Here is a 21,629-nt window from a genome sequence, read left to right on the forward strand (position 1 = left end):
AGTCTACGCCGGCTCCTGCTTCCAACGCTGCCCGGGCAAGCACGGGCAGAGGATGGACAGGTTCTCAGGCGTAGTGGGCGTGCTCGACCAGCAGTTCGAGCAGCGCTTTCTGGGCGTGGAGACGGTTTTCCGCCTGATCCCAGGCCACGGAGCGCGCGTCGTCCAGCAGGTCTTCGCTGATCTCTTCGCCACGGTGGGCCGGCAGGCAGTGCATGAATAGTACATCCGCCGCCGCGCCATCGAGCAGCGCACGTGTTACCTGATATGGCTGGAACAGGCGCAGGCGCGCGGCTGCTTCGTCTTCCTGGCCCATGGAGGCCCAGACGTCGGTGCTTACCAGGTGCGCGCCGGCCACCGCTTCGCGCGGGTCGCGGGTGATGGTCACGCGCTCGCCCGCCAGCTCCAGCAGGGCGGCGTTGGGCTCATAGCCTTCCGGGCAGGCCACGCGCAGCTGGAAGTCGAAGCGGATGGCCGCCTCGATGTAGCTGTTGCACATGTTGTTGCCGTCGCCGATCCAGGCCACGGTCTTGCCGGCGATGCTGCCGCGGTGCTCGTGGAAGGTCTGCATGTCGGCCAGCAGCTGGCAGGGGTGCAGGTCGTCCGACAGGCCGTTGATCACCGGTACGCGGGAGTTTTCCGAGAATTCGATCAGGTTGCTGTGGGCGAAGGTGCGGATCATCACCGCATCGACCATCCGCGACATCACCCGCGCGGCGTCGGCGATCGGCTCGCCACGGCCCAGCTGGGTATCACGCGGGGAGAGGAAGATGGCCTGGCCGCCGAGCTGGATCATGCCGGCTTCGAAGGAAATCCGCGTACGGGTCGAGGCTTTCTCGAAGATCATGCCCAGCACGCGGTTCTTCAGCGGTTCGTAGAGCACGCCTCGGTTACGCAGGTCCTTCAGCTCGGTGGCGCGGCGGATCAGACCGAGCAGTTCTTCGGTCGTGTAATCCAGCATCGAGAGGAAGTGACGTGCGCTCATGGTTCGTACCTACTACTTATTCTCAGAATCGGGCCGAGGAACCGACCGGATTTCGTGAGAAAAAACGGGCTGAACCTGCGGCGGGACCGCATGGAGCGGGAAATGGGGGAAGGCGCGATCCTATAAGGAAATGACGGATATACGCAAGTTTCGCCCGGAGGCCCCGGCGGCCGGGGCTTCTCCATGGTCGTTCCTGATGCCGGGGGATTCACCCGACAGAAGCTGGTGGTGCTTATCGGGAGCACGTTCCATAGTGCTCTGCGACCCCACGACCGGCGCCACGAGCGGCCGGCGACAACAACAATGAGGCGAGCCATGAGCAAGACCCTCCACCACCGTGCGTGCCACCTCTGCGAGGCCATCTGCGGCCTGACCATCGAGACCGAGGACGAGCGCATCCTCTCGATCAAGGGCGATGCGCAGGACAGCTTCAGCCGTGGCCATGTCTGCCCCAAGGCCGTGGCGCTGCAGGACATCCAGAATGATCCCGACCGCCTGCGCCAGCCGGTTCGGCGGGTCGGCAGCGAATGGCAGCCGATCGGCTGGGACGAGGCTTTCGAACTCGTCGCCTCACGGCTGGCGGATATCCGGGAGCGCCACGGCAACGACGCCGTCGCCGTGTACCAGGGCAATCCCAGCGTGCACAACTATGGGCTGATGACCCACAGCAACTACTTCCTCGGCCAGCTGAAAACCCGCAACCGCTACTCGGCCACGTCGGTGGACCAGCTGCCGCACCACCTGGTCAGCCAGCAGATGTTCGGCCACGGCCTGCTGATCCCGATTCCGGACATTGACCATACCGACTTCATGCTGATCCTCGGCGGCAACCCGCTGGCCTCCAACGGCAGCATCATGACCGTACCGGATGTGGAAAAACGCCTGAAAGCGCTGAAAGCGCGCGGCGGCAAGCTGGTGGTGGTTGACCCGCGCCGTACTGAAACGGCGGCTCTGGCGGACCAGCACCTGTTCGTCCGCCCCGGCGAGGACGCGGCGCTGCTGCTGGGCATCCTCGACACGCTGTTCAGCGAAGGGCTGACCCGTGAGACTCATCTGCCGGCGAACGGCCTGGATGCGGTGCGTGAAGCGCTGGCGCCGTTCAAGGTCGAAGCCATGGCCGCCCGTTGCGGAGTGCCGGCCGATGACATTCGCCAGCTGGCGCGGGACTTCGCCGCCGCCGACAAGGCTGTCTGCTACGGCCGTATGGGCGTTTCCACCCAGGTATTCGGCAGCCTCTGCCAGTGGCTGGTGCAACTGATCAACCTGCTCACCGGCAACCTCGACCGGGTCGGTGGCACGCTGTGCACCACGCCGGCGGTGGACCTGGTGGCGAGCACCTCCGGCGGCGCCTTCAACCGTTGGCAAAGCCGCGTGTCCGGCCTGCCGGAGTATGGCGGCGAGCTGCCGGTGGCGGCGCTGGCCGAGGAGATGCTCACCGAAGGCGACGGGCAGGTCCGCGCGCTGGTGACGGTGGCCGGCAACCCGGTGCTGTCCACGCCCAACGGCCGGCGCCTGGAGCAGGCGCTGGACGGCCTGGAGTTCATGCTCAGCATCGATCTCTACATCAACGAGACCACCCGCTACGCTGACCTGATCCTGCCACCCACCGCGCCGCTGGAGCACGATCACTACGACACCACCTTCAATATCTTCGCGGTGCGCAACGTCACGCGCTTCAACGAAGCGGTACTGCCCAGGCCGCAGGGTGCGCTGCACGACTGGGAGATCTTCGTCGGCCTCGCCAAGGCCTACGCCGCGCGCACGGGCAGCGAACTCAAACCGACCGTGGCGCCCGAGCAGATGATCGAGATGGGCCTACGCTTCGGCCCCTATGGCGATGCCTCCGAGCACAAGCTCAACCTCGCCCGGCTGCGCGAGCATCGCCACGGACTGGACCTCGGCCCACTGCGGCCCAACCTCGCGGCGCGCCTGAAGACCGCCAGCCGCCAGGTCGAAGCCGCGCCGGAGATCCTGCTGAACGACCTGCGCCGCTTCGCCGACACCCAGGCGCCGGCGGCGGACCAGTTGCTGCTGATTGGCCGCCGCCACGTGCGCAGCAACAACTCCTGGATGCACAACTACCACCGCCTGGTGAAGGGCAAGCCGCGCCACCAGTTGCTCATGCACCCTCAGGATCTGGCGTCGCGCGGGCTGGTGGACGGGCAGAAGGTGCGGGTGCGCTCGCGGGTCGGCAGCATCGAGATCGAGGTGGCGGCCAGCGACGAGGTGATGGCCGGCGTGGTCAGCCTGCCCCACGGCTGGGGGCATGGGCGCCCGGGCGTGCACCTGTCCATTGCCCGCGAGCAGGGCGGGGCCAGCGCCAATGACCTGACCGACGAGCGCCATCTGGATGCGCTCTCCGGCAACACCGCGCTGAACGGTGTGCCGGTCGAGGTCGAGGCGGCCTGACAGGCTGTCGCAGTGCCCCTGCAAAGCCGAGCGTAGTGCTCGGCTTTGCAGTACAATGCGCCCAACCGTGCCGGCCAAACGCCGCCTGTGGCGCTGCCGGGTCAGTATCAGATAGTTCAGCCGAGGAAGTTCATGGATATCATCGATACCATCAAAGAACAGATCGCCAACAACCCCGTCCTGCTGTACATGAAGGGCTCGCCGAACGCTCCGCAGTGCGGTTTCTCGGCCCGCGCCGCGCAGGTGCTGATGGCGTGTGGTGAGAAGTTTGCCTACGTCGACATCCTGCAGAACCCGGAAATCCGCGCCAACCTGCCCAAGTACGCCAACTGGCCGACCTTCCCGCAGCTGTGGGTCGGCGGTGAGCTGGTCGGCGGCAGCGACATCCTGGCCGAGATGTTCGAGAAGGGCGAGCTGCAACCGCTGATCAAGGACGCTGTAGACAAGGCCAACGCCTGAGTCTTTCGCGCTGTTGCACAAAGCCCCGCCTCGGCGGGGCTTTGTTTTTGGGAAGGAATAAATGACCGAACAAGCAAGGACGAACGCCGCACGCTGGGCCTGCGGCTACTGTTTCGCCATGGGCGGGATGGTGCACGGCAGCGTGATGGGACGCGTGCCGGCGCTCAAGAGCATGACCGGGGTGGACGAGCAGGAGCTCGGCCAGGCGCTGCTGGGCGCGGGCTTCGGCGCGCTGCTGGCGTTCGTCTTCGCCGGCGCCCTGGTGCGCCGCTACGGCAGCCGGGCGATCACTGTTGTCTCCGGCCTGGCGCTGATGGCGACGTTCCCGCTGCTGGGGCTTGCGCAGAATGTCTGGGAGCTGGCGGCGGGCTTCCTGATTGTCGGCCTGACCTTCGCCACCATGGATGTGGCGATGAACACCCAGGCGGTGGAGGTGGAGCGGCGCCTCGGTCGGCCGTGCATCGCCGGCCTGCATGGCATGTACAGCCTGGGCGGGCTGGTCGGCGCAGTGGGTGCGGCGGCCTTCGCTGATCTTGCGCCGATCTGGCACTTCACCCTGCTGGCGGGGATTGCGCTGGCAATCCTGCCGTTCTTCGCCCGCAACCTGTTCGAGGGGCGCCCGCAGCCCACGGAGGAGGAGGCGCCGGCCCAACGTGGCTGGCGCCTGCCGCCACCGGCCTTGATCGGTCTTGGATTGCTGACGGTGTGCGCGTTCGTTTCCGAAGGGGCGGTCGCGGACTGGGGCGCCTTGCTGCTGCATCAGGTGATGGGTGCGTCCGAGCGTCTGGCTGCCCTGGGATTCGCGGCGTTCTCCGCGACCATGGTGCTGGGACGGCTGTTCGGCGACCGCCTGCGCGTGCGTTTCGCCGACGAGGCGCTGGTGCGCAATCTGGCGCTGCTGGCCATCGCGGGGATGCTGCTGGCGCTGTTCACCCCCTGGGTGGCGGGTGCCATCGCCGGTTTCGCCCTGGTGGGCGTGGGGCTGTCGGTGGTGGTACCGATCCTGATCGGTGCGGCGGGCAATCGGCCGGGCGTCGAGCCGTCCAGAGGTGTGGCGGCAGTGGCATCGTTCGGCTATGGGGGCTTGCTGCTGGGGCCGCCGCTGATCGGCTTCCTCGCCGAGCACGTGGGGCTGCGTCTGGCGTTGCTGGTGGTGGTGGGGCTCTGCGCCGGGCTGGTGCTCAAGGCCTCACTGGTGCGCCGTCCGCCGAAGGCGAGCGCTTAGAAGGGAAGGGCACCGGCGTCCACAACCGCGCCGGTGCCTTTTGCCTGATCAGTCGTCTTCGTGCATGTGCGACTGCAGGTAGTTCTCCAGGCCGACCTTCTGGATCAGGCCCAGCTGGGTTTCCAGGTAGTCGATGTGCTCTTCCTCGGACTCGAGGATGTTCTTGAGCAGGTCGCGGCTCACGTAGTCATGCACGCTTTCGCAATGCACGATGGCGTCGCGCAGGTCCTTGCAGGCCTTGAGTTCCAGGTTCAGGTCGCATTGCAGCATTTCCTGGGTGTTCTCGCCGATCAGCAGCTTGCCCAGGTCCTGCAGGTTGGGCAGGCCTTCGAGGAACAGGATGCGTTCGATGAGCTTGTCAGCGTGCTTCATCTCATCGATGGACTCGTGGTACTCGTGCGCGCCGAGGCGCTTCAGGCCCCAGTCGTTCCACATGCGCGAGTGCAGGAAATACTGGTTGATGGCGATCAGCTCGTTACCGAGGACCTTGTTCAAGTGCTGGATGACTTTCTTGTCGCCTTTCATGCCGGTGTCCTGCCGTGTGGAGTGGGAGAGTCTGAAAGTGTGGTCCTCTTATAACTGAGTGTCAAACATAAGTGCTTGAATTTGCTATAAAAAGGAATATGAATGCGAATGTTTTCATTCCGCAATTCGGCGTTAAAACGCTGAATTTCAGGCATAAAAAAACCGGGCAAGGCCCGGTTTTCTTCGGAATCTCTGCTGAGTTGACCGTCAGTCGCGTCGATCAGTTGGCCGCATAGGCGAGGGAGTAGTTCATCGACTGGGCGCTCTGCAGTTCGCTCAGGGTCTCGCGGACGACCTGCTTGGCGAGGCAGGCGCACTTGCCGCACTGGGTGCCGACACCGGTGCTTTCACGCACTTCGCGGTAATTGCAGCAGCCTTCGTAGATCGCTTCGCGGATGTGGGTATCGGTGACACCTTGGCAGAGGCAGACGTACATGGTTGCACTACGCATCGCTGTGGGGTTGTTGGAGGCGATACTAATCTTAATGAGAATGATTGTCAAAGTTTGCTGGACGGGCTTTTCCGTGACCAGATAAATGGTCATTTCAGTCAATGGCTTAGCCTGTCGGGCGACCGGGGAAAGCGCTGGGCGCGTCGGAAATCGGCGGTGTATCATGGCCGCCCCACTGGAGTGGATGACCCGCCGATCCGGCTTTTCGAGCCGAGCAGGGCATCGTGCACTCCCTCACGTCCTCACCCCCGAAGGAGATATGGAATGGGCGTACTCGTAGGTAAGAAAGCTCCCGACTTCAACGTAGCCGCCGTCCTCGGCAGCGGCGAGATCGTCGACAGCTTCGTGCTGTCCGAAGCCATCAAGGGCAAGTACGGCCTGGTGTTCTTCTACCCGCTGGACTTCACCTTCGTCTGCCCGTCCGAGCTGATCGCCCTGGACCGCCGCATCCCCGAGTTCCAGGCGCGCAACGTCGAAGTGATCGGCGTGTCCATCGACTCCCACTTCACCCACAACGCCTGGCGTAACACCCCGGTGGACAAGGGCGGCATCGGCCCGGTCAAGTACACCCTGGCCGCCGACATCACCCACGAGATCGCCAAGGCCTATGACGTCGAGTCCGCCGACGGTGTCGCGTTCCGTGGCGCCTTCCTGATCGACCAGAACGGCGTGGTGCGTTCGCAGATCGTCAACGACCTGCCGCTGGGCCGTAACATGGACGAGCTGCTGCGTCTGGTCGACGCCCTGCAATTCACCGAAGAGCACGGCGAAGTCTGCCCGGCCAACTGGAAGAAAGGCGACAGCGGCATGACCGCATCGCCGGAAGGCGTTGCCGCCTACTTGGCCCAGCATGCCGGCAATCTGTAAGGCTGCCTGGTCATGAAAGAGCCCCGCTTCGGCGGGGCTTTTTTATGGGCGCGCGAGGGCCTGCTTTTCGTAGGAGCGAGCTTCCTCGTGAATAACGGAGCAGGTGGGCATAGCCGCCAGGATCAACCTCCGCGAGGACGGTGGTTCGCGAGCAAGCTCGCTCCTACAGAAAGCTCGCAAGCGCTGTGGGAGGGGAAAAGAAAAAGCCCCGCAGGTGCAGGGCTTTTTCATAGGGAGCGGAAGAGTATCAGTCCTCGTCTTCCATCCAGCCGCCGAACTCCTTCCAGCGGTTGACGATGCCGCAGAACAGCTCGGCAGTCTTCTCGGTGTCATAGCGCGCCGAGTGCGCCTCGCGGTTGTCGAACTCGATGCCCGCGGTCTGGCAGGCCTTGGCCAGTACGGTCTGACCGTAGGCGAGGCCGGCGAGGGTGGCGGTGTCGAAGCTGGAGAAGGGGTGGAACGGGTTGCGCTTCACGCCGCTGCGGTTCACCGCGGCATTGAGGAAGCCGAGGTCGAAGCTGCTGTTGTGGCCGACCAGGATCGCCCGCTTGCAGCCATTGGACTTCAGCGACTTGCGCACGCCACGGAAGATATCGGTCAGCGCCTGCTCTTCCGGCACGGCCATGCGCAGCGGGTGGTCCAGCTTGATGCCGGTGAACTCCAGCGCGGCCTGCTCGATGTTGGCGCCTTCGAAGGGCTCCACACGGAAGAAGTAGGTGTGCTCCGGGAACAGGTAGCCGCTCTCGTCCATGCCGATGGTGACGGCGGCGATTTCCAGCAGTGCGTCGGTACCGGCGTTGAAGCCGCCGGTCTCCACGTCCACGACCACCGGCAGGTAGCCGCGGAAGCGGCGCGCCATCGGGTGGCGCGGGCCGGGCGGGAAGGAACCGTCGAGTTCTTCTTCGAAGACTTCGTTCTCGTCACTCATGCCTCGGTCTCCAGCAGGCGCCAGCGCAGTTTCTCGCCGGCACGCAGCGGGACCACTTCGTAATCGCCGAACGGCAGCGTTGCCGGGGCATTCCAGTCTTCACGCACCAGGGTGATGCGGTCGCTGTTGCGCGGCAGGCCGTAGAAGTCCGGGCCATGGAAGCTGGCGAAGGCTTCCAGCTTGTCCAGCGCGTTGCGTTGCTCGAAGGCTTCGGCATACATCTCGATGGCGGCATAGGCGGTGTAGCAGCCGGCGCAACCGCAGGCGGCTTCCTTGGCGTGGCGAGCGTGGGGCGCGGAATCGGTGCCGAGGAAGAACTTCGGGCTGCCGCTGGTCGCCGCATCCAGCAGGGCTTCCTGGTGGGTGTTGCGCTTGAGGATCGGCAGGCAATAGAAGTGCGGGCGGATACCGCCGACCAGCATGTGGTTGCGGTTGTACAGCAGGTGATGCGCGGTGATGGTGGCGCCGACGTTGGCCGGGGCGGCGCTGACGAACTGCACGGCATCGCCGGTGGTGATGTGCTCCATGACCACCTTCAGGGTCGGGAAGCGCTCGACCACGCGGGTCAGGTGTTCGTCGATGAAGCGCTTCTCACGGTCGAACACGTCGACCTCGGCGCGGGTCACCTCGCCATGCACCAGCAGCGGCAGGCCGACTTCGGCCATGGCTTCCAGTACGTGGAAGATGTTGTCGATGCTGGTCACGCCGGAGTCGGAGTTGGTGGTGGCGCCGGCCGGGTACAGCTTGGCGGCATGCACAAAGCCCGAGGCCTTGGCGGCACGCACGTCTTCGGCGCTGGTGCGGTCGGTGAGGTAGAGCACCATCAGCGGCTCGAAACGGCTGCCGGCCGGGCGGGCGGCCAGGATGCGCTGGCGGTAGGCGTCGGCTTCGACGGCGTTGCGCACCGGCGGAACCAGGTTCGGCATGATGATGGCGCGGCCGAAGGTACGGGCGGCGTCGCCGACGGTTTGCGCGAGTGCGGCGCCGTCGCGCAGGTGGATGTGCCAGTCGTCGGGGCGCAGGAGTGTCAGGCGGTCGGACATGCGGATTCCAGGAAGGCGGTTGCAGCGGAAAGAGTAGGGAAATGCTACCGGAAAAGGCCGCCGCCGGCACTCGCTATCAAGTTTCGCCGCAGTCTACCGATAGATTCTGGGACGCCTTTTTATCTGTGTGGATGCCGCCGTGCGCCAGCCCTATCTTCTCCTGCTCACTCTTTGCGCGAGCCTTCCGGCCTGGGGGCTGACTTTCCAGCCGCGCCTGGAAAGCGCCGAATGGACGGTGGCGGGCGATCAGTTCGAGTGCCGGCTGTCGCAGAACGTGGCGGGCTTCGGCCTGGGCGAGTTCGTCTGGCGCGCCGGCGAGCAGCCGACTTTCCGTCTCAAGTCGCAGCAGGACTGGTTCGGTCGCGGTTCGGCGACGCTCCTTGCAGCGGCTCCACCGTGGCGGCCGGGGCAGGGCGACGTGAACCTGGGGGCGGTGCAGGTCGGTGGCGGCGAGGTACCGTTCAACAGCAGCCAGCAGCAGGCCGGGCGCTTGCTCAGTGGTCTGCTGGAGGGGCGCACGCCGGAAGTGCGGCACCGCACCCGGGACGGCGATCGTTTGCTGGTGCGTCTGCTGCCGACGCATTTTGCCGCCGGCTACGCGCAGTTCCAGGATTGTTCGGCGAAGATGCTGCCGGTCAATTTCGACCAGGTGCGGCAGAGCCAGATCGGCTTCCCCGGCGGCACCGAACTCGATGCGCTGGGCCGAGCCAAGCTGGACATCATCCTGCAATACCTGAAGGCCGACCCGAGCGTGAACCGCATCGAGATCGATGGTCATTCGGACAACAGCGGGAATCGCCTGGTCAATCGCGATACGTCGCGTCGTCGCGCCGTCGCGGTGATGGAATACCTCAAGGCCAATGGTGTGCCGGAATCGCAGATCATCGTGCGCTTCTATGGCGAGCGTTATCCGTTGGTGAAGAACAGCTCCGAAGCCAACCGGGCACGCAATCGCCGGGTAACGGTGAACCTGTCTCGCGGGCCGGCCCTCGACGAAGCCCCGGCCGAAGCTCCGGCGGCGCCTGCCGAGCCAGCGCCCAGCGCCAGTGCACCGGCCCACGCAGCTCCCGTGGCTCCCGCCGCCAACGCTGCCACACCGCCTGCGGCAACCCCGGCGGCGCCCAAGGGCTGAGCCTGCGGCAGCGAGTCGCACCGACGATAGAATTTGTCGCTTTGTCATCTAAAGCTGTCGCGCCTCTGTAAATTATGCTGGGCGGGCAGTAGAATCGATCCCTTTCGTGACAACCCCCGTGGAGTTGAGTGGCATGGCGGACGTGAAGAAGGTAGTCCTGGCGTATTCCGGTGGCCTGGATACCTCCGTAATTCTGAAGTGGCTGCAGGATACCTATAACTGTGAAGTGGTGACCTTCACCGCCGACCTGGGGCAGGGCGAGGAGGTCGAGCCGGCCCGCGCCAAGGCCAAGCAGCTGGGCGTGAAAGAGGTCTTCATCGAGGACCTGCGCGAAGAGTTCGTCCGCGACTTCGTCTACCCGATGTTCCGTGCCAACACCATCTATGAAGGCGAGTACCTGCTGGGTACTTCCATCGCCCGTCCGCTGATCGCCAAGCGCCTGATCGAGATCGCCAACGCCACCGGCGCCGACGCCATCTCCCACGGCGCCACCGGCAAGGGCAACGACCAGGTTCGCTTCGAGCTGGGCGCCTACGCGCTGAAGCCGGGCGTGAAGGTGATCGCTCCCTGGCGCGAGTGGGACCTGCTGTCCCGCGAGAAGCTGATGGACTACGCCGAAGCCCACAACATCCCGATCGAGCGCCACGGCAAGAAAAAATCGCCGTACTCCATGGATGCCAACCTGCTGCACATCTCCTATGAAGGCGGCGTGCTGGAAGACACCTGGACCGAGCACGAAGAAGACATGTGGAAGTGGACCGTCTCCCCGGAGAAGGCCCCGGACGCCCCGACCTACATCGAGCTGACCTACCGCAAGGGCGACATCGTCGCCATCGACGGCAAGGACATGACTCCGGCCCAGGTGCTGACCGAGCTGAACCGCATCGGCGGTGCCAACGGTATCGGCCGTCTCGACATCGTCGAGAACCGCTACGTCGGCATGAAGTCCCGCGGCTGCTACGAGACCCCCGGCGGCACCATCATGCTCAAGGCACACCGCGCCATCGAGTCGATCACCCTGGACCGCGAAGTCGCTCACCTGAAGGATGAGCTGATGCCGCGCTACGCCAAGCTGATCTACACCGGCTACTGGTGGAGCCCGGAGCGCGAGATGCTGCAGCAGATGATCGACGCCTCCCAGGAGTACGTGAACGGCGTCGTGCGCCTGAAGCTGTACAAGGGCAACGTCATCGTGGTCGGCCGCAAGTCCGACGACTCGCTGTTCGATGCCAACATCGCGACCTTCGAGGAAGACGGCGGCGCCTACAACCAGGCCGATGCTGCAGGCTTCATCAAGCTCAACGCGCTGCGCATGCGCATCGCTGCGAACAAGGGCCGCAAGCTGTTCTGATAAGCTTGTGATCCCGTGACAAGCGAACCCCGGCCACGAGCCGGGGTTTGCGTTTATAGGCCCCGCATCCGGGGCGCCTGATGAGGAAGAATCGATGAGACTGCTGCATACCATGCTGCGCGTCGGCGACCTGGACAAATCCATCGCCTTCTATACCGAAGTCCTGGGCATGACCCTGCTGCGCCGCAAGGATTATCCGGACGGCCAGTTCACCCTGGCCTTCGTCGGCTACGGCAGCGAAGACGAGAACAGCGTGATCGAGCTGACCTACAACTGGGGCGTGGACCAGTACGAGCTGGGCACCGGCTACGGCCACATCGCCCTGGAAGTGGCGGACGTCTACAAGGCCTGCGAGGACATCCGCTCCCGTGGCGGCAAGATCACCCGCGAGCCGGGGCCGATGAAGCACGGCACCAGCATCCTGGCCTTCGTCGAGGACCCGGACGGCTACAAGATCGAGCTGCTCTCGCCGCAGCGCAAGGACTGATCGCTCGCTCCTTGCCACGCGTCTCTGGAGAAACCCCGCCACCTAGGCGGGGTTTTTCTTTTGAAGCTGTCATCAGAACGACACCGGAGCGGTCATACTCAATCCTGCATCGACGTCGGATGCGTCGATTGCGGAAGCAGTTTTCGCCATTTGCTTGTCAGAGACAGAGGAGCATCGCGCGGGCCGGACAATCCCCGTCGCGCCGCTTTCGATAATGACGACCGATGGACGGCCGCACCGATTTTTCCGGGTGCCCGGCGCTCTGCGCCCGGCAGCCTAAGTCAAGGAATACAGCATGTCCCCAAGACCGGTAAACAACGCCTCGGTCAGCCCCAAGGGCAGCCTCGAAACCCTCTCCCAACGTGAAGTGCACCAGCTCAGCGAAGCGGGCTCGGGCAGTAGCTACAAACTCTTCCGCCAGTGTGCCCTGGCCATCCTCAATACCGGCACGCAGATCGACAACGCCAAGCACATCCTCGACGCCTACCGCGACTTCGAACTGGAAATCCACCAGCAGGACCGTGGCGTGCGCCTGGAGCTGTTCAACGCCCCCGCCGACGCCTTCGTCGATGGCGAGATGATCGCCAGTACCCGCGAGATGCTGTTCAGCGCCCTGCGCGACATCGTCTACACCCAGAACGAACTCAACAGCCGGCGCTTCGACCTGGAGAGCTCGGCCGGCATCACCGACTACGTCTTCCACCTGCTGCGCAACGCCCGCGCGCTGCGCCCCGGGGTGGAGCCGAAGATCGTCGTGTGCTGGGGCGGCCACTCCATCAGCACCAACGAGTACAAGTACACCAAGAAGGTCGGCCACGAGCTGGGCCTGCGCAGCCTCGATGTCTGCACCGGCTGCGGCCCGGGCGTGATGAAGGGGCCGATGAAGGGCGCCACCATCGGCCATGCCAAGCAGCGCAATATCGAAGGCCGCTACCTGGGCCTGACCGAGCCGGGGATCATCGCCGCCGAGGCGCCGAACCCCATCGTCAACGAACTGGTGATCCTGCCGGACATCGAGAAGCGCCTGGAGGCCTTCGTCCGCGTCGGCCACGGCATCATCGTGTTCCCCGGCGGCGTCGGCACGGCGGAGGAGTTCCTCTACCTGCTGGGGATCCTCATGCACCCGGACAACCAGGACATGCCGTTCCCCCTGGTGCTCACCGGGCCGCGCAGCGCGTCGGCCTACATCGAGCAGTTGCATGCCTTCGTCGGCGCGACCCTGGGCGAGGCGGCGCAGAAGCGCTACCGCATCATCATCGACGACCCGGCGGAAGTGGCGCGGGAGATGAGCGACGGCCTGAAGCGGGTCAAGAAATTCCGCCGCGAGCGCAACGACGCCTACCACTTCAACTGGCTGCTGAAGATCGACGAGGGTTTCCAGCGCCCGTTCGAACCGACCCACGAGAACATGGCGGGCCTGGATCTGGGTTGCGACGTGCCGGCCCATGAGCTGGCGGCGAACCTGCGCCGGGCGTTCTCCGGCATAGTCGCCGGCAACGTGAAGGACCGTGGCATCCGCATGATCGAGGAGTTCGGCCCGTACGAGATCAACGGCGATGCGGCCATCATGGAACCGCTGGATGCGCTGCTGCAGGCCTTCGTCGAGCAGCATCGGATGAAGCTGCCGGGTGGCGCGGCGTATGAGCCGTGCTATCGGGTGGTGCAGCGCAGTCCGGCCATGGCCGGCTGACTGAAAGCGGACGCTTGGCAGAGGACAGTCCCCTCTCCCTCTGGGAGAGGGAGCAGTTCGAGCGAACTGAGGCCGCGATTCAACCTGGCAGCACAAACAAAAAGCCCCGCGACGATGCGGGGCTTTTTCATACAGGCTTTACGTTCAGGGAGAGGGCTTACAGATCGAAATCGTAGTCGGACAGTTGGCGCTGCAGGCGACGCTCTTCCAGATAGTTGTCGATGATGCGGCGCTTGGTCAGGTTGGTCTTGGCGACCTCTGCCGAGGCCTCGGCGCCGTCGTCGCTGTCTTCTGTGCTGACATCGTCCTCGAGTTCGAGGTCTTCTTTGTCGTTAGCCATTCGGTGCACTCCACAACACGGGGTGTGTTGGCGCCCCTTATATCGACAAAGGACCGGGTGGTAAAAAAGATTTTTTCAATGGGTCCGACGGATTTTTCCGATAACGCTCAATCGTCCGAGGTCTTGTGCTTGTACTCGCACAGGTCCTCGATCCGGCAACTACCGCACTGCGGCTTGCGTGCCTTGCAAACGTAGCGACCGTGCAGGATCAGCCAGTGGTGCGCGTCCAGCAGGTATTCCTTGGGCACGAACTTCAGCAGCTTCTTCTCGACTTCCAGCACGTTCTTGCCCGGGGCTATCCCCGTGCGGTTGGCGACGCGGAAGATGTGGGTGTCCACGGCCATCGCCGGCTGTCGGAAGGCGGTGTTGAGCACCACGTTGGCGGTCTTGCGGCCGACGCCGGGCAGGGCTTCGAGGTCTTCGCGGTTGTCCGGCACCTGGCTGCCGTGCTTCTCGATGAGGATGCGGCAGGCCTCGATGACGTTCTTCGCCTTGCTGTTGTACAGGCCGATGGTCTTGATGTACTCCGACAGTCCCTCCACGCCCAGGGCGTAGATGGCTTCGGGGGTATTGGCCACCGGGTACAGCCTGGCCGTGGCCTTGTTCACCCCGACGTCGGTGGCCTGGGCGGAGAGCACCACCGCGATCAGCAGCTCGAAGGGCGTGCTGTAGGCCAGTTCGGTCTCGGGGTTGGGGTTGTCTTCTCGCAGTCGGCGGAAAATCTCCGCACGCTTGGCGGCGTTCATTCAATCACTCCGGTCACGCGGACGCGCTGGCGCTCGGTCGCGGGTACGTCGCCCGCCTGCGCCCTGGCGCGTTCCGCCAGGCTTTCATCGATTCGGTTCTTCAGTGCGATCAGCAGGCCCAGCACCAGGAAGGCGCCGGGCGGCAGGATGGCCAGCAGGAAGCCCTGGTAGTTCGTGAACAGTTGGACTTTCCAGGCGGCCGCCGCCGGGCCGAACAGCAGGTTCATGCCGGCCAGCAGTGTGCCGTGGCCGAGCAGTTCACGCACCGTGCCGACCACCAGCAGCACCAGGGCGAAACCGCTGCCCATCATCAGGCCGTCGAAGGCCGAGCGGGCCACGCTGTGGCGCGAGGCGAAGGCTTCGGCGCGACCGAGGATCACGCAGTTGGTGGTGATCAGCGGGATGAAGATGCCGAGGATCTGGTACAGCTCATAGGTCCAGGCCTGCATCAGCAGTTCGATGCAGGTGGTCAGCGCGGCGATGATCAGGACGAAGGCGGGCAGGCGCACGGCTTCGGTCACCGACCCACGGATCAGTGCCACCGCCGCGTTGGAGCACGCCAGCACGAAGATGGTCGCCAGGCCCAGGCCGAGGGCGTTGACCATGGAGTTGCTGGTGCCCAGCAGCGGGCACAGGCCGAGCAACTGCACCAGCCCTGGATTGTTCTTCCACAGCCCCTGCAGGGCCAGTTCGCGGTAGCCGGGATCACTCATGGCGGTCTCCTGCGGCCGGTTGCGCGTCGGGCGCGAGCAGCTCGGTCTTGTGCGCGTCGAAGTACTGCAGCGCCTTGTGCGTGGCCTTCACCACCGCGCGCGGGGTGACGGTGGCGCCGGCGAACTGGTCGAACTGGCCGCCGTCCTTCTTCACCCGCCAGCCGGCATCGCCCGGATCGGTCAGGGAGCGGCCGTCGAAGCCGTGCAGCCAGTTGCTCTTGCCCAGCTCGATCTTGTCGCCCAGCCCCGGGGTTTCCTTGTGCGCCACCACCCGCACGCCGAGCAGCCGGCCTTCGGCGGTGACACCCACCAGCAGCTGGATGGAGCCGCTGTAGCCGTCCGGCGCAATGGGCTGGAGGATCACCGCGGTGGCCTGGCCCTGGCGACGGGCGACGAAAGCCGGCACCGGCTCGTTGCGGCCGAGCAGCTTCGGATCGAAGGCTTCCACCTGGCTGTCCAGCGGATGGTTGTCATAGCTGCCCGCTGGCAGCAGCTCCAGCAGGGCGCGGCCGCGCGCCTCGCGCTGGGCGTTGTCGATGCGCTGCGCGGTGAACTGGTGGACCAGCGCCACCACGCCCACCGTGACCACGGCGAACAGGCCGAGCACCAGGGCGTTCTTGAGCATCGAGCGGTTGGCGTCGGACATGTCAGTCCCCCACCTTGAAGCCGCGCTCCGGCTTCTTGTGCCCGTAGGTGCGCGGGCGCGTGTAGTAGTCGATGGTCGGCGCGGCGAGGTTCATCAGCAGCACGGCGAAGGCCACGCCGTCCGGGTAGCCGCCCCAGGCGCGGATCACGTAGGTGAGCACGCCGACACCGATGCCGAACACCAGGCGCCCACGGTTGCTGGTGGCGCCGGAAACCGGGTCGGTGACGATGAAGAAGGCGCCGAGCATGGTTGCCCCGCTGAACAGATGCAGCAGCGGCGAGCCGTGGGAATCCGAGCCGGAGCCGTTCCAGAACAGCAGGCTCATGACGAACAGCGCGCCGAGCATGCCCACCGGCGCGTGCCAGGTGAACAGCTTGCGCCAGAGCAGGAACAGCCCACCGGCGAGGAAGGCCAGGTTGACCAGCTCCACGCCGCGCCCGCCGAAGTGGCCGAAGGCGCTGGACTGGGTCGCCATTTCGTCCATGGTCAGGCTGTGGTTGTTGCGCAGCACATCCAGCACGGTGGCGCCGACCCAGGCGTCCGGCGCCTGGCCAGCGAAGCCGAAGATCTGCCGCAGCCCGTCGCCGAAGCCCAGCGCGCTGTCCGGCGACGGCCATTGGCTCATCTGCAGCGGGAAGGACACCAGCACCACCACGTAGCCGACCATGGCCGGGTTGAACGGGTTCTGCCCCAGGCCGCCATACAGGTGCTTGCCGAACACCAGGGCAAATGCCGTGGCGATCAGGCTCAGCCACCAGGGCGCATAGGGCGGCAGGGCGAGGGCGAGCAGCACGGCAGTGACCAGCGCGCTGCCGTCGCTGAGGAAGAAGGCCAGTGGGCGGTTGCGCAGCCTGAGCATCGCCGCCTCGGTGGCCAGCGCAATCAGGCTGCACCAGAGCAGGTTGAACAGGGTTCCGACGCCGTACAGGCCGAGCAGCACCAGGGCGCCCGGCGCACAGGCGGCCAGCAGGGTCAGCATGACCTTCTGCGAGCGGTTGCTGCCGGTGGTGTGGGGCGAGGTTATTCGGGGCAGCTTCATCAGGAGTCCTCACCGCTGGCATCGGCCACGGCGCGTTCGGCGGCTTGCAGGCGGGCGCGGGCGCTGGCCCGGGCGTCGTCGCCGGCGTCTTCGCGTTCGAGTTTCTTCAGGTCGGCGCGGGCGTAGGCCAGTTCTGTCTTGGCGGCGCGCAGGGCAGGGCTGACCGGGCGTTTGTCGGTACGCACCAGCTCCGGAGGCGGCTTGCCGCTGGCGTCTTCGGCGGCGTGCAGGGCCTGTTCGGCATCGGCCAGCGTCTGGCGCACCGAGGTCAGCTCCTCGTCGGAGGCGCCGTCGCGCTCGGCCTGGCGCAGGGCGTCGCGCTGGGTCACGTAGTGTTGCTTGGCCTGGCGCAGGGCGAGTACGCCCTCAGTGGGTTCGCTGGCTTGCGGGGCCGGTGTGGCGGCGGATTGCAGCTCGTTCAGGCGCTGCTCGATGCGTGCCACATCCTCACGCAGGGCGGCGAGGGTGGTGCGCTGTTCGTCCGTGGGCGTCTCGCCGAAGGCCTTCTCGGATTTCTTCAGCTGGGCGCGGGCCATGGCGGCATCGATCTTGGCTTTTTTCAGTGCGGCGTCGTTGTCGGCCAGAGGCGCCGCGGGAGCTGGTGCGGTGTTTGCCTCCGACGCTTCGGCGGCGGCCAGCGCGGCCTTGGACTGCTCGGCAGCGCTGCGCAGTTCGGCGACCTGGGCGCGCAGTTGTTCGGTGTCGTGGGTGGCGAGCTGTTTCTCGGCTTTCTTCAGCGCGACCTGGGCCATGCTCGCCTCGATCTTCAGTCGCTTGAGCTGGTCCGGCGCATTGCCCACGGCCTTCTCGGCCTTCACCCGCTCGATCACCGATTGGGCCGCCGGAGCGGTCGGTTCCACTTCGGCCTCATTTACCTGTACCTGCGCGGCACGTTCCTGGCGGGCCAGGCGCTCGGCGGCGCGCTGTTCTTCCTCGCGGCGCAGGCGCTCCTGGCGCTGTTCGAAGCGCAGGCGCGACTGTTCGGCCTTCAGTTGGCGCTGCTGCAGCTCGCGGATATCGGCCTTGGCCACGCGGTAGTACTGCACCAGCGGAATGCTCGACGGGCAGACGTAGGCGCAGGCGCCGCACTCGATGCAGTCGAACAGGTTGTGCGCCTGCAATTGCTCGTGTTCCGCGCCGAGGGCGAAGTAGTGCAACTGCTGCGGCAACAGGCTGGCGGGGCAGACCTGGGCGCAGTCGCCGCAACGGATGCAGGGCATGGCCGGCGGCGCTGGCGGCAGTTCCGCGCGGCTGGCGGCCAGCAGGCAGTTGCTGGTCTTGATCAGTGGCACGTCCAGCGAGGGCAGGCTGACGCCCATCAGCGGGCCGCCGAGGATCAGGCGGTCCAGCTTCGAGCGGTCGAGGCCGGCGAAGTCCAGCAGCTCGCCCACTGGCGTGCCGAGCAGCGCCTCGACGTTGCAGGGGCGCTCCAGCGCCGCGCCGGTCAGGGTGGTGATGCGCGAGAACAGCGGCCGTCCGTGCAGCACGGCGTCGGCCACGGCCACGGCGGTGCCGACGTTCACGCAGAGCATGCCGATGTCCGCCGGCAGCCCGCCTGCGGGAACTTCGCGGCCGGTGAGAATCTGGATCAGCTGGCGTTCGCCACCCGAGGGATACTTGGTCGGGATCGCCCGCAGCGCGATGTTCCGCTCGCCGATGGCGGCCTGCACGGCGGCCAGCGCCTCGGGCTTGTTGTCCTCGATGCCGATCAGCACCTGTTCCGGCTGCAGGATGTGAACGAGGATGTCGATGCCTTGCACCAGCTCCACCGCGCGCTCGCGCATCAGCAGGTCGTCGGCGCTGATGTAGGGCTCGCACTCGGCGCCGTTGATGACCAGGGTGTGCAGGTCGTCCTGAGGGCGCGTGGCCAGCTTGGCGGCGGTGGGGAAGCCGGCGCCACCCAGCCCGGCGATGCCGGCGTAGCGGATGCGCTCCAGCAGCTCGATGGCCGAGAGAGACGCGTACTCGGAACAGGGTTCGAGCGCCGTCCATTCATCCTGGCCGTCGCTGTCGATGACGATGGCTGGCGCCGTCAGCCCGGAGGCGTGCGGGTAAGGCTGTTCGCCCAGCGCGACCACGGTGCCGGATGTCGGCGCATGCAGCGCGGCGCTGATGGCGCTGCCCGGCCTGGCAATCACCTGCCCCTTGAGCACGCGCTGGCCGATCTCCACGCAGGGCTGCGCTGGTTCGCCGATGTGCTGCTGCAACGGCAGCACCAGGCGGCGCGGCAGCGGCGGCCGTTGGATTGGCGTGGCCGTGGACTGCTGCTTGTTTTCCGGCGGATGGATGCCGCCGGGGAAGCTCCACACCTGCGCATTCATGCTGCCTGCTCCCGATCGCTGGCGATCAGCTGGGTATCCGGCAGCGGCCATTTCCAGTCGGCGACGCGCACCGGCAGCTCGCGCATCTCGATGCAGTCCACCGGGCAGGGCTCCAGGCACAGGTCGCAGCCGGTGCATTCGTCGATGATCACCGTGTGCATCAGCTTGGCCGCGCCGACGATGGCGTCCACCGGGCAGGCGCGGATGCACTTGGTACAGCCGATGCACTCGGCTTCGCGGATGTAGGCCACGCGCGGCGGGGTTTCCGCGGCAGCGTCCAGCGGTTGCGGCTCGACGTCCAGCAGGTCGGCGAGGGCGGCGATGGTGGCGGCGCCGCCGGGCGGGCACTTGTTGATCGCGTCGCCCGCGGCGATGGCCTGGGCGTAGGGCTTGCACCCGGCGTAGCCGCACTGGCCGCACTGGGTCTGCGGCAGCAGGGCGTTGATCTGTTCGGCCACCGGGTCGCCTTCTACCTTCAGGCGCACCGCCGCATAACCCAGCAGCGCACCGCTGGCGAGGCAGAGCAGGGCGACGATGGCGACGGCGAGCAGCACCGCGCTCATGGCTTGAGCAACCCGGTGAAGCCCATGAAGGCCAGGGACATCAGGCCGGCGGTGATCATGCCGATGGCGGCGCCCTGGAACGGCTTGGGCACGTCGGCGATGGCGATGCGCTCACGCATGGCGGCGAACAGCACCAGCACCAGGGAGAAGCCCAGCCCCGCGCCGAAGCCCTGGAAAGTGGACTGCAGGAAACCGTATTCGGGCTTGTTGGCATTGAGCAGCGCCACGCCGAGGACGATGCAGTTGGTGGTGATCAGCGGCAGGAAGATGCCCAGCACGCGGTACAGCAGCGGGCTGCTCTTCTTCACCAGCAGCTCGGTGAACTGCACCACTACGGCGATCACCAGGATGAAGCCGATGGTGCGCAGGAACTCCAGGTCCAGCGGCTGCAGCACGTAGCGCTGCAGGATGTAGCTGCACACCGAGGCGAGGGTGAGGACGAAGGTGGTGGCCAGGGACAGGCCGATGGCGGTCTCGATCTTGCGCGACACGCCCATGAATGGGCACAGGCCGAGGAACTGCACCAGCACGAAGTTATTGACCAGGATGGCGCTGACCAGGATCAGGGCGAGTTCGGTCATTGTCGGGCCCTCGTGGCTGGGCGCGAAGGGAGGCGATTCATGCTCGGATACCGGCGGTAAGCAGGTTTATGGCAGCGAGGGCGCATAGGTTATGTACAAGAAGCGAGGTGGACAATTGTAACTCCCGGAAAACGGTTGCGGGGCCGAGGCCGGCCGGAGGAGTATCTTTGCCCTTGGAATCAATCAGTTCCCTTCACGGAAGTTGCCATGCCTAGAAGCCTGCCCAGGAGTTTCATCGTCCTCGGTCTGCTGCTCGTCAGCGATCTGGCCGCCGCTACGCCCTTCACCACCTCCGACCTGGTCACCTGGCCACGCATGGGCGTGGCCGATTTCGCCTGCCTGCTGGAACAGCGCACCGGACAGGCCGATCCGCAGTTCAGCTGTGCCGCCAGCAAGCAGATGAGCAACTGGGGCGATGCCTGCCACGGCACGGACCTCAGCTATGCCGGCCCGCAGTTGCCGGCTGCGGTGGTTAGCCAACTGAATCCGCGAATTTCTGAAGTGCAGCTGGACTGGGAATACGGCCGCCTGCAATCGGTGACCGTCACCTTCGACAAGCTCATGACAGCGGAGGAGGTGGCGGACATCTTCCCGGAGGTGAACCTGGACGACGCCACCTCGCTGCCGAACCTGACCAATGCCTCGCTGCAGGACTGTGCCGCGGACAGCTCGTGCCTCTACCTGGAAGGCTTCGAGCACATGGGCGGCGGCGACGTGGACTGCGAAGTCGCTCAGTAAGTCATGCAGGCCGCGTTGAGCAGCCCCACGCAGAGCGACGCGCCGCCGAGCAGCACGCCGTGGGCGAGGGTGTTGTCAGCGATACCGCCTTTGAGTTCCGGCACCAGGCGCGACAGGCCGAGGAACACCAGCACCTGCACCAGCATGGCAATCACGCCCCAGACCAGCATGTCGATCAGGCTGACGCTGTGGGCGATGGTGCTGGACAGCGGCAGGGCGAAGCCGAGCAGGGTGCCGACCAGGGCCACGGCGGCGCTGATGTTGCCCTGGCGGATCAGCTGGATTTCCGCGTAGGGCGTCAGGCGCAGGTAGAGGCTGGTGAACAGGCCGAACAGTCCGACGGCCGAGGCGAAGTAGGCGAGGAAATTGGGCAGGGTCTGCAGCAGGTTCATG

At 65.7% G+C, this 21,629-nt stretch carries 23 protein-coding genes; 9 read left to right on the forward strand and 14 right to left on the reverse strand.

Going from position 1 to position 21,629, the window contains the following annotated elements:
- Positions 1–64 precede the first annotated feature (64 nt).
- Entirely contained in the window at positions 65–982 is a 918-nt protein-coding gene (gene argF / locus ACNFBT_RS09050) for an ornithine carbamoyltransferase (RefSeq protein ID WP_416748519.1), read from the reverse strand.
- A 315-nt stretch (positions 983–1,297) separates the two neighbouring features.
- On the opposite strand from argF, the gene ACNFBT_RS09055 reads away from it, so the two are divergent.
- The 3 genes from ACNFBT_RS09055 (at position 1,298) to ACNFBT_RS09065 (ending at position 5,075) form a co-directional block, all read left to right on the forward strand.
- A complete protein-coding gene (locus tag ACNFBT_RS09055; protein ID WP_416748521.1) occupies positions 1,298–3,391 on the forward strand; it encodes a molybdopterin oxidoreductase family protein in 2,094 nt (697 codons plus the stop codon).
- Positions 3,392–3,523: 132 nt separating this feature from the next.
- The gene (gene grxD / locus ACNFBT_RS09060; protein WP_416748523.1) at positions 3,524–3,850 is read left to right on the forward strand and encodes a Grx4 family monothiol glutaredoxin; all 327 of its coding nucleotides are present in this window, start codon (positions 3,524–3,526) and stop codon (positions 3,848–3,850) included.
- A 61-nt stretch (positions 3,851–3,911) separates the two neighbouring features.
- Positions 3,912–5,075 (forward strand): MFS transporter, encoded by a 1,164-nt coding sequence (locus tag ACNFBT_RS09065; protein ID WP_416748525.1) that lies wholly within the window; start codon positions 3,912–3,914, stop codon positions 5,073–5,075.
- Positions 5,076–5,123: 48 nt separating this feature from the next.
- On the opposite strand, the gene bfrB is transcribed toward ACNFBT_RS09065, so the two are convergent.
- Both bfrB and ACNFBT_RS09075 read right to left on the reverse strand, forming a co-directional pair.
- Complete coding sequence (gene bfrB / locus ACNFBT_RS09070; protein WP_275610613.1) at positions 5,124–5,600, reverse strand: bacterioferritin BfrB; 477 nt, start codon at positions 5,598–5,600, stop codon at positions 5,124–5,126.
- Positions 5,601–5,820: 220 nt separating this feature from the next.
- Positions 5,821–6,036, reverse strand: a complete 216-nt coding sequence (locus ACNFBT_RS09075) for a bacterioferritin-associated ferredoxin (protein ID WP_416748528.1) — start codon at positions 6,034–6,036, stop codon at positions 5,821–5,823.
- Between the two features lie 279 nt (positions 6,037–6,315).
- Here ACNFBT_RS09075 and ACNFBT_RS09080 point away from each other — a divergent pair, with 279 nt between their 5' ends.
- Entirely contained in the window at positions 6,316–6,918 is a 603-nt protein-coding gene (locus ACNFBT_RS09080; protein ID WP_416748530.1) for a peroxiredoxin, read from the forward strand.
- 247 nt (positions 6,919–7,165) lie between these two features.
- Here ACNFBT_RS09080 and rnt read toward each other — a convergent pair whose 3' ends face one another.
- Together rnt and pyrC are read right to left on the reverse strand one after the other, a co-directional pair.
- Entirely contained in the window at positions 7,166–7,846 is a 681-nt protein-coding gene (gene rnt, locus ACNFBT_RS09085; RefSeq protein WP_416748532.1) for a ribonuclease T, read from the reverse strand.
- Positions 7,843–8,889 (reverse strand): dihydroorotase, encoded by a 1,047-nt coding sequence (pyrC, locus tag ACNFBT_RS09090; protein ID WP_416748534.1) that lies wholly within the window; start codon positions 8,887–8,889, stop codon positions 7,843–7,845. Before pyrC ends, rnt begins: the two co-directional genes overlap by 4 nt.
- 139 nt (positions 8,890–9,028) lie before the next feature.
- Between pyrC and ACNFBT_RS09095 the strand changes: the two genes are divergently transcribed.
- The 4 genes from ACNFBT_RS09095 (at position 9,029) to ppnN (ending at position 13,549) form a co-directional block, all read left to right on the forward strand.
- Positions 9,029–10,021 (forward strand): flagellar protein MotY, encoded by a 993-nt coding sequence (locus ACNFBT_RS09095; protein WP_416748536.1) that lies wholly within the window; start codon positions 9,029–9,031, stop codon positions 10,019–10,021.
- Positions 10,022–10,154: 133 nt separating this feature from the next.
- On the forward strand, positions 10,155–11,372 hold the full coding sequence (locus tag ACNFBT_RS09100) for an argininosuccinate synthase (RefSeq protein WP_243806139.1): 1,218 nt from the start codon (positions 10,155–10,157) through the stop codon (positions 11,370–11,372).
- A 94-nt stretch (positions 11,373–11,466) separates the two neighbouring features.
- The gene (gene gloA / locus ACNFBT_RS09105) at positions 11,467–11,859 is read left to right on the forward strand and encodes a lactoylglutathione lyase (RefSeq protein WP_275610619.1); all 393 of its coding nucleotides are present in this window, start codon (positions 11,467–11,469) and stop codon (positions 11,857–11,859) included.
- A gap of 295 nt (positions 11,860–12,154) precedes the next feature.
- Entirely contained in the window at positions 12,155–13,549 is a 1,395-nt protein-coding gene (gene ppnN, locus ACNFBT_RS09110; protein ID WP_416748538.1) for a nucleotide 5'-monophosphate nucleosidase PpnN, read from the forward strand.
- A gap of 157 nt (positions 13,550–13,706) precedes the next feature.
- Here the strand turns inward: ppnN and ACNFBT_RS09115 are convergent, their stop codons facing one another.
- The 8 genes from ACNFBT_RS09115 to rsxA all read right to left on the reverse strand — a co-directional run bounded on the left by ACNFBT_RS09115 (position 13,707) and on the right by rsxA (position 20,498).
- Entirely contained in the window at positions 13,707–13,889 is a 183-nt protein-coding gene (locus tag ACNFBT_RS09115) for a PA3496 family putative envelope integrity protein (protein ID WP_416748540.1), read from the reverse strand.
- 107 nt (positions 13,890–13,996) lie between these two features.
- Positions 13,997–14,635, reverse strand: coding sequence for an endonuclease III (nth, locus tag ACNFBT_RS09120; protein WP_416748542.1), 639 nt, complete (start codon positions 14,633–14,635; stop codon positions 13,997–13,999).
- The gene (locus ACNFBT_RS09125) at positions 14,632–15,348 is read right to left on the reverse strand and encodes an electron transport complex subunit E (protein WP_416748544.1); all 717 of its coding nucleotides are present in this window, start codon (positions 15,346–15,348) and stop codon (positions 14,632–14,634) included. The genes nth and ACNFBT_RS09125 overlap by 4 nt, the downstream gene beginning before the upstream one ends.
- Positions 15,341–15,994: an electron transport complex subunit RsxG gene (gene rsxG / locus ACNFBT_RS09130; protein ID WP_416748546.1), complete on the reverse strand. Its 654-nt coding sequence runs from the start codon at positions 15,992–15,994 to the stop codon at positions 15,341–15,343. The genes ACNFBT_RS09125 and rsxG overlap by 8 nt, the downstream gene beginning before the upstream one ends.
- 1 nt (position 15,995) lies before the next feature.
- Positions 15,996–17,033: an RnfABCDGE type electron transport complex subunit D gene (locus tag ACNFBT_RS09135; RefSeq protein ID WP_416748548.1), complete on the reverse strand. Its 1,038-nt coding sequence runs from the start codon at positions 17,031–17,033 to the stop codon at positions 15,996–15,998.
- A complete protein-coding gene (rsxC, locus tag ACNFBT_RS09140) occupies positions 17,033–19,354 on the reverse strand; it encodes an electron transport complex subunit RsxC (protein WP_416748550.1) in 2,322 nt (773 codons plus the stop codon). Before rsxC ends, ACNFBT_RS09135 begins: the two co-directional genes overlap by 1 nt.
- Positions 19,351–19,917: an electron transport complex subunit RsxB gene (gene rsxB / locus ACNFBT_RS09145; protein ID WP_416748552.1), complete on the reverse strand. Its 567-nt coding sequence runs from the start codon at positions 19,915–19,917 to the stop codon at positions 19,351–19,353. Before rsxB ends, rsxC begins: the two co-directional genes overlap by 4 nt.
- Positions 19,914–20,498, reverse strand: a complete 585-nt coding sequence (rsxA, locus tag ACNFBT_RS09150; RefSeq protein WP_416748554.1) for an electron transport complex subunit RsxA — start codon at positions 20,496–20,498, stop codon at positions 19,914–19,916. Before rsxA ends, rsxB begins: the two co-directional genes overlap by 4 nt.
- Before the next feature lie 207 nt (positions 20,499–20,705).
- Between rsxA and ACNFBT_RS09155 the strand changes: the two genes are divergently transcribed.
- A complete protein-coding gene (locus ACNFBT_RS09155; RefSeq protein ID WP_416748555.1) occupies positions 20,706–21,236 on the forward strand; it encodes a hypothetical protein in 531 nt (176 codons plus the stop codon).
- Here the strand turns inward: ACNFBT_RS09155 and ACNFBT_RS09160 are convergent.
- Complete coding sequence (locus ACNFBT_RS09160) at positions 21,230–21,628, reverse strand: DUF350 domain-containing protein (protein WP_416748557.1); 399 nt, start codon at positions 21,626–21,628, stop codon at positions 21,230–21,232. The genes ACNFBT_RS09155 and ACNFBT_RS09160 overlap by 7 nt on opposite strands.
- Between the last annotated feature and the right edge of the window lies 1 nt (position 21,629).

This window comes from Pseudomonas sp. NY15181, assembly GCF_048068055.1.
Lineage (GTDB): Bacteria > Pseudomonadota > Gammaproteobacteria > Pseudomonadales > Pseudomonadaceae > Pseudomonas.

Excerpts from the sequence above, each read along its gene's own strand:
- ACNFBT_RS09155 (WP_416748555.1), top strand. The coding sequence starts at position 20,706 with ATGCCTAGAAGCCTGCCCAGGAGTTTCATCGTCCTCGGTCTGCTGCTC.
- rsxC (WP_416748550.1), bottom strand. The coding sequence starts at position 19,354 with ATGAATGCGCAGGTGTGGAGCTTCCCCGGCGGCATCCATCCGCCGGAA.
- rsxB (WP_416748552.1), bottom strand. The coding sequence starts at position 19,917 with ATGAGCGCGGTGCTGCTCGCCGTCGCCATCGTCGCCCTGCTCTGCCTC.
- nth (WP_416748542.1), bottom strand. The coding sequence starts at position 14,635 with ATGAACGCCGCCAAGCGTGCGGAGATTTTCCGCCGACTGCGAGAAGAC.
- bfrB (WP_275610613.1), bottom strand. The coding sequence starts at position 5,600 with ATGAAAGGCGACAAGAAAGTCATCCAGCACTTGAACAAGGTCCTCGGT.
- ACNFBT_RS09160 (WP_416748557.1), bottom strand. The coding sequence starts at position 21,628 with ATGAACCTGCTGCAGACCCTGCCCAATTTCCTCGCCTACTTCGCCTCG.
- ACNFBT_RS09100 (WP_243806139.1), top strand. The coding sequence starts at position 10,155 with ATGGCGGACGTGAAGAAGGTAGTCCTGGCGTATTCCGGTGGCCTGGAT.
- rnt (WP_416748532.1), bottom strand. The coding sequence starts at position 7,846 with ATGAGTGACGAGAACGAAGTCTTCGAAGAAGAACTCGACGGTTCCTTC.
- ACNFBT_RS09115 (WP_416748540.1), bottom strand. The coding sequence starts at position 13,889 with ATGGCTAACGACAAAGAAGACCTCGAACTCGAGGACGATGTCAGCACA.
- ACNFBT_RS09135 (WP_416748548.1), bottom strand. The coding sequence starts at position 17,033 with ATGAAGCTGCCCCGAATAACCTCGCCCCACACCACCGGCAGCAACCGC.
- ACNFBT_RS09075 (WP_416748528.1), bottom strand. The coding sequence starts at position 6,036 with ATGTACGTCTGCCTCTGCCAAGGTGTCACCGATACCCACATCCGCGAA.
- pyrC (WP_416748534.1), bottom strand. The coding sequence starts at position 8,889 with ATGTCCGACCGCCTGACACTCCTGCGCCCCGACGACTGGCACATCCAC.
- ppnN (WP_416748538.1), top strand. The coding sequence starts at position 12,155 with ATGTCCCCAAGACCGGTAAACAACGCCTCGGTCAGCCCCAAGGGCAGC.
- ACNFBT_RS09055 (WP_416748521.1), top strand. The coding sequence starts at position 1,298 with ATGAGCAAGACCCTCCACCACCGTGCGTGCCACCTCTGCGAGGCCATC.
- rsxG (WP_416748546.1), bottom strand. The coding sequence starts at position 15,994 with ATGTCCGACGCCAACCGCTCGATGCTCAAGAACGCCCTGGTGCTCGGC.
- ACNFBT_RS09065 (WP_416748525.1), top strand. The coding sequence starts at position 3,912 with ATGACCGAACAAGCAAGGACGAACGCCGCACGCTGGGCCTGCGGCTAC.
- gloA (WP_275610619.1), top strand. The coding sequence starts at position 11,467 with ATGAGACTGCTGCATACCATGCTGCGCGTCGGCGACCTGGACAAATCC.
- rsxA (WP_416748554.1), bottom strand. The coding sequence starts at position 20,498 with ATGACCGAACTCGCCCTGATCCTGGTCAGCGCCATCCTGGTCAATAAC.
- argF (WP_416748519.1), bottom strand. The coding sequence starts at position 982 with ATGAGCGCACGTCACTTCCTCTCGATGCTGGATTACACGACCGAAGAA.
- grxD (WP_416748523.1), top strand. The coding sequence starts at position 3,524 with ATGGATATCATCGATACCATCAAAGAACAGATCGCCAACAACCCCGTC.
- ACNFBT_RS09125 (WP_416748544.1), bottom strand. The coding sequence starts at position 15,348 with ATGAGTGATCCCGGCTACCGCGAACTGGCCCTGCAGGGGCTGTGGAAG.
- ACNFBT_RS09080 (WP_416748530.1), top strand. The coding sequence starts at position 6,316 with ATGGGCGTACTCGTAGGTAAGAAAGCTCCCGACTTCAACGTAGCCGCC.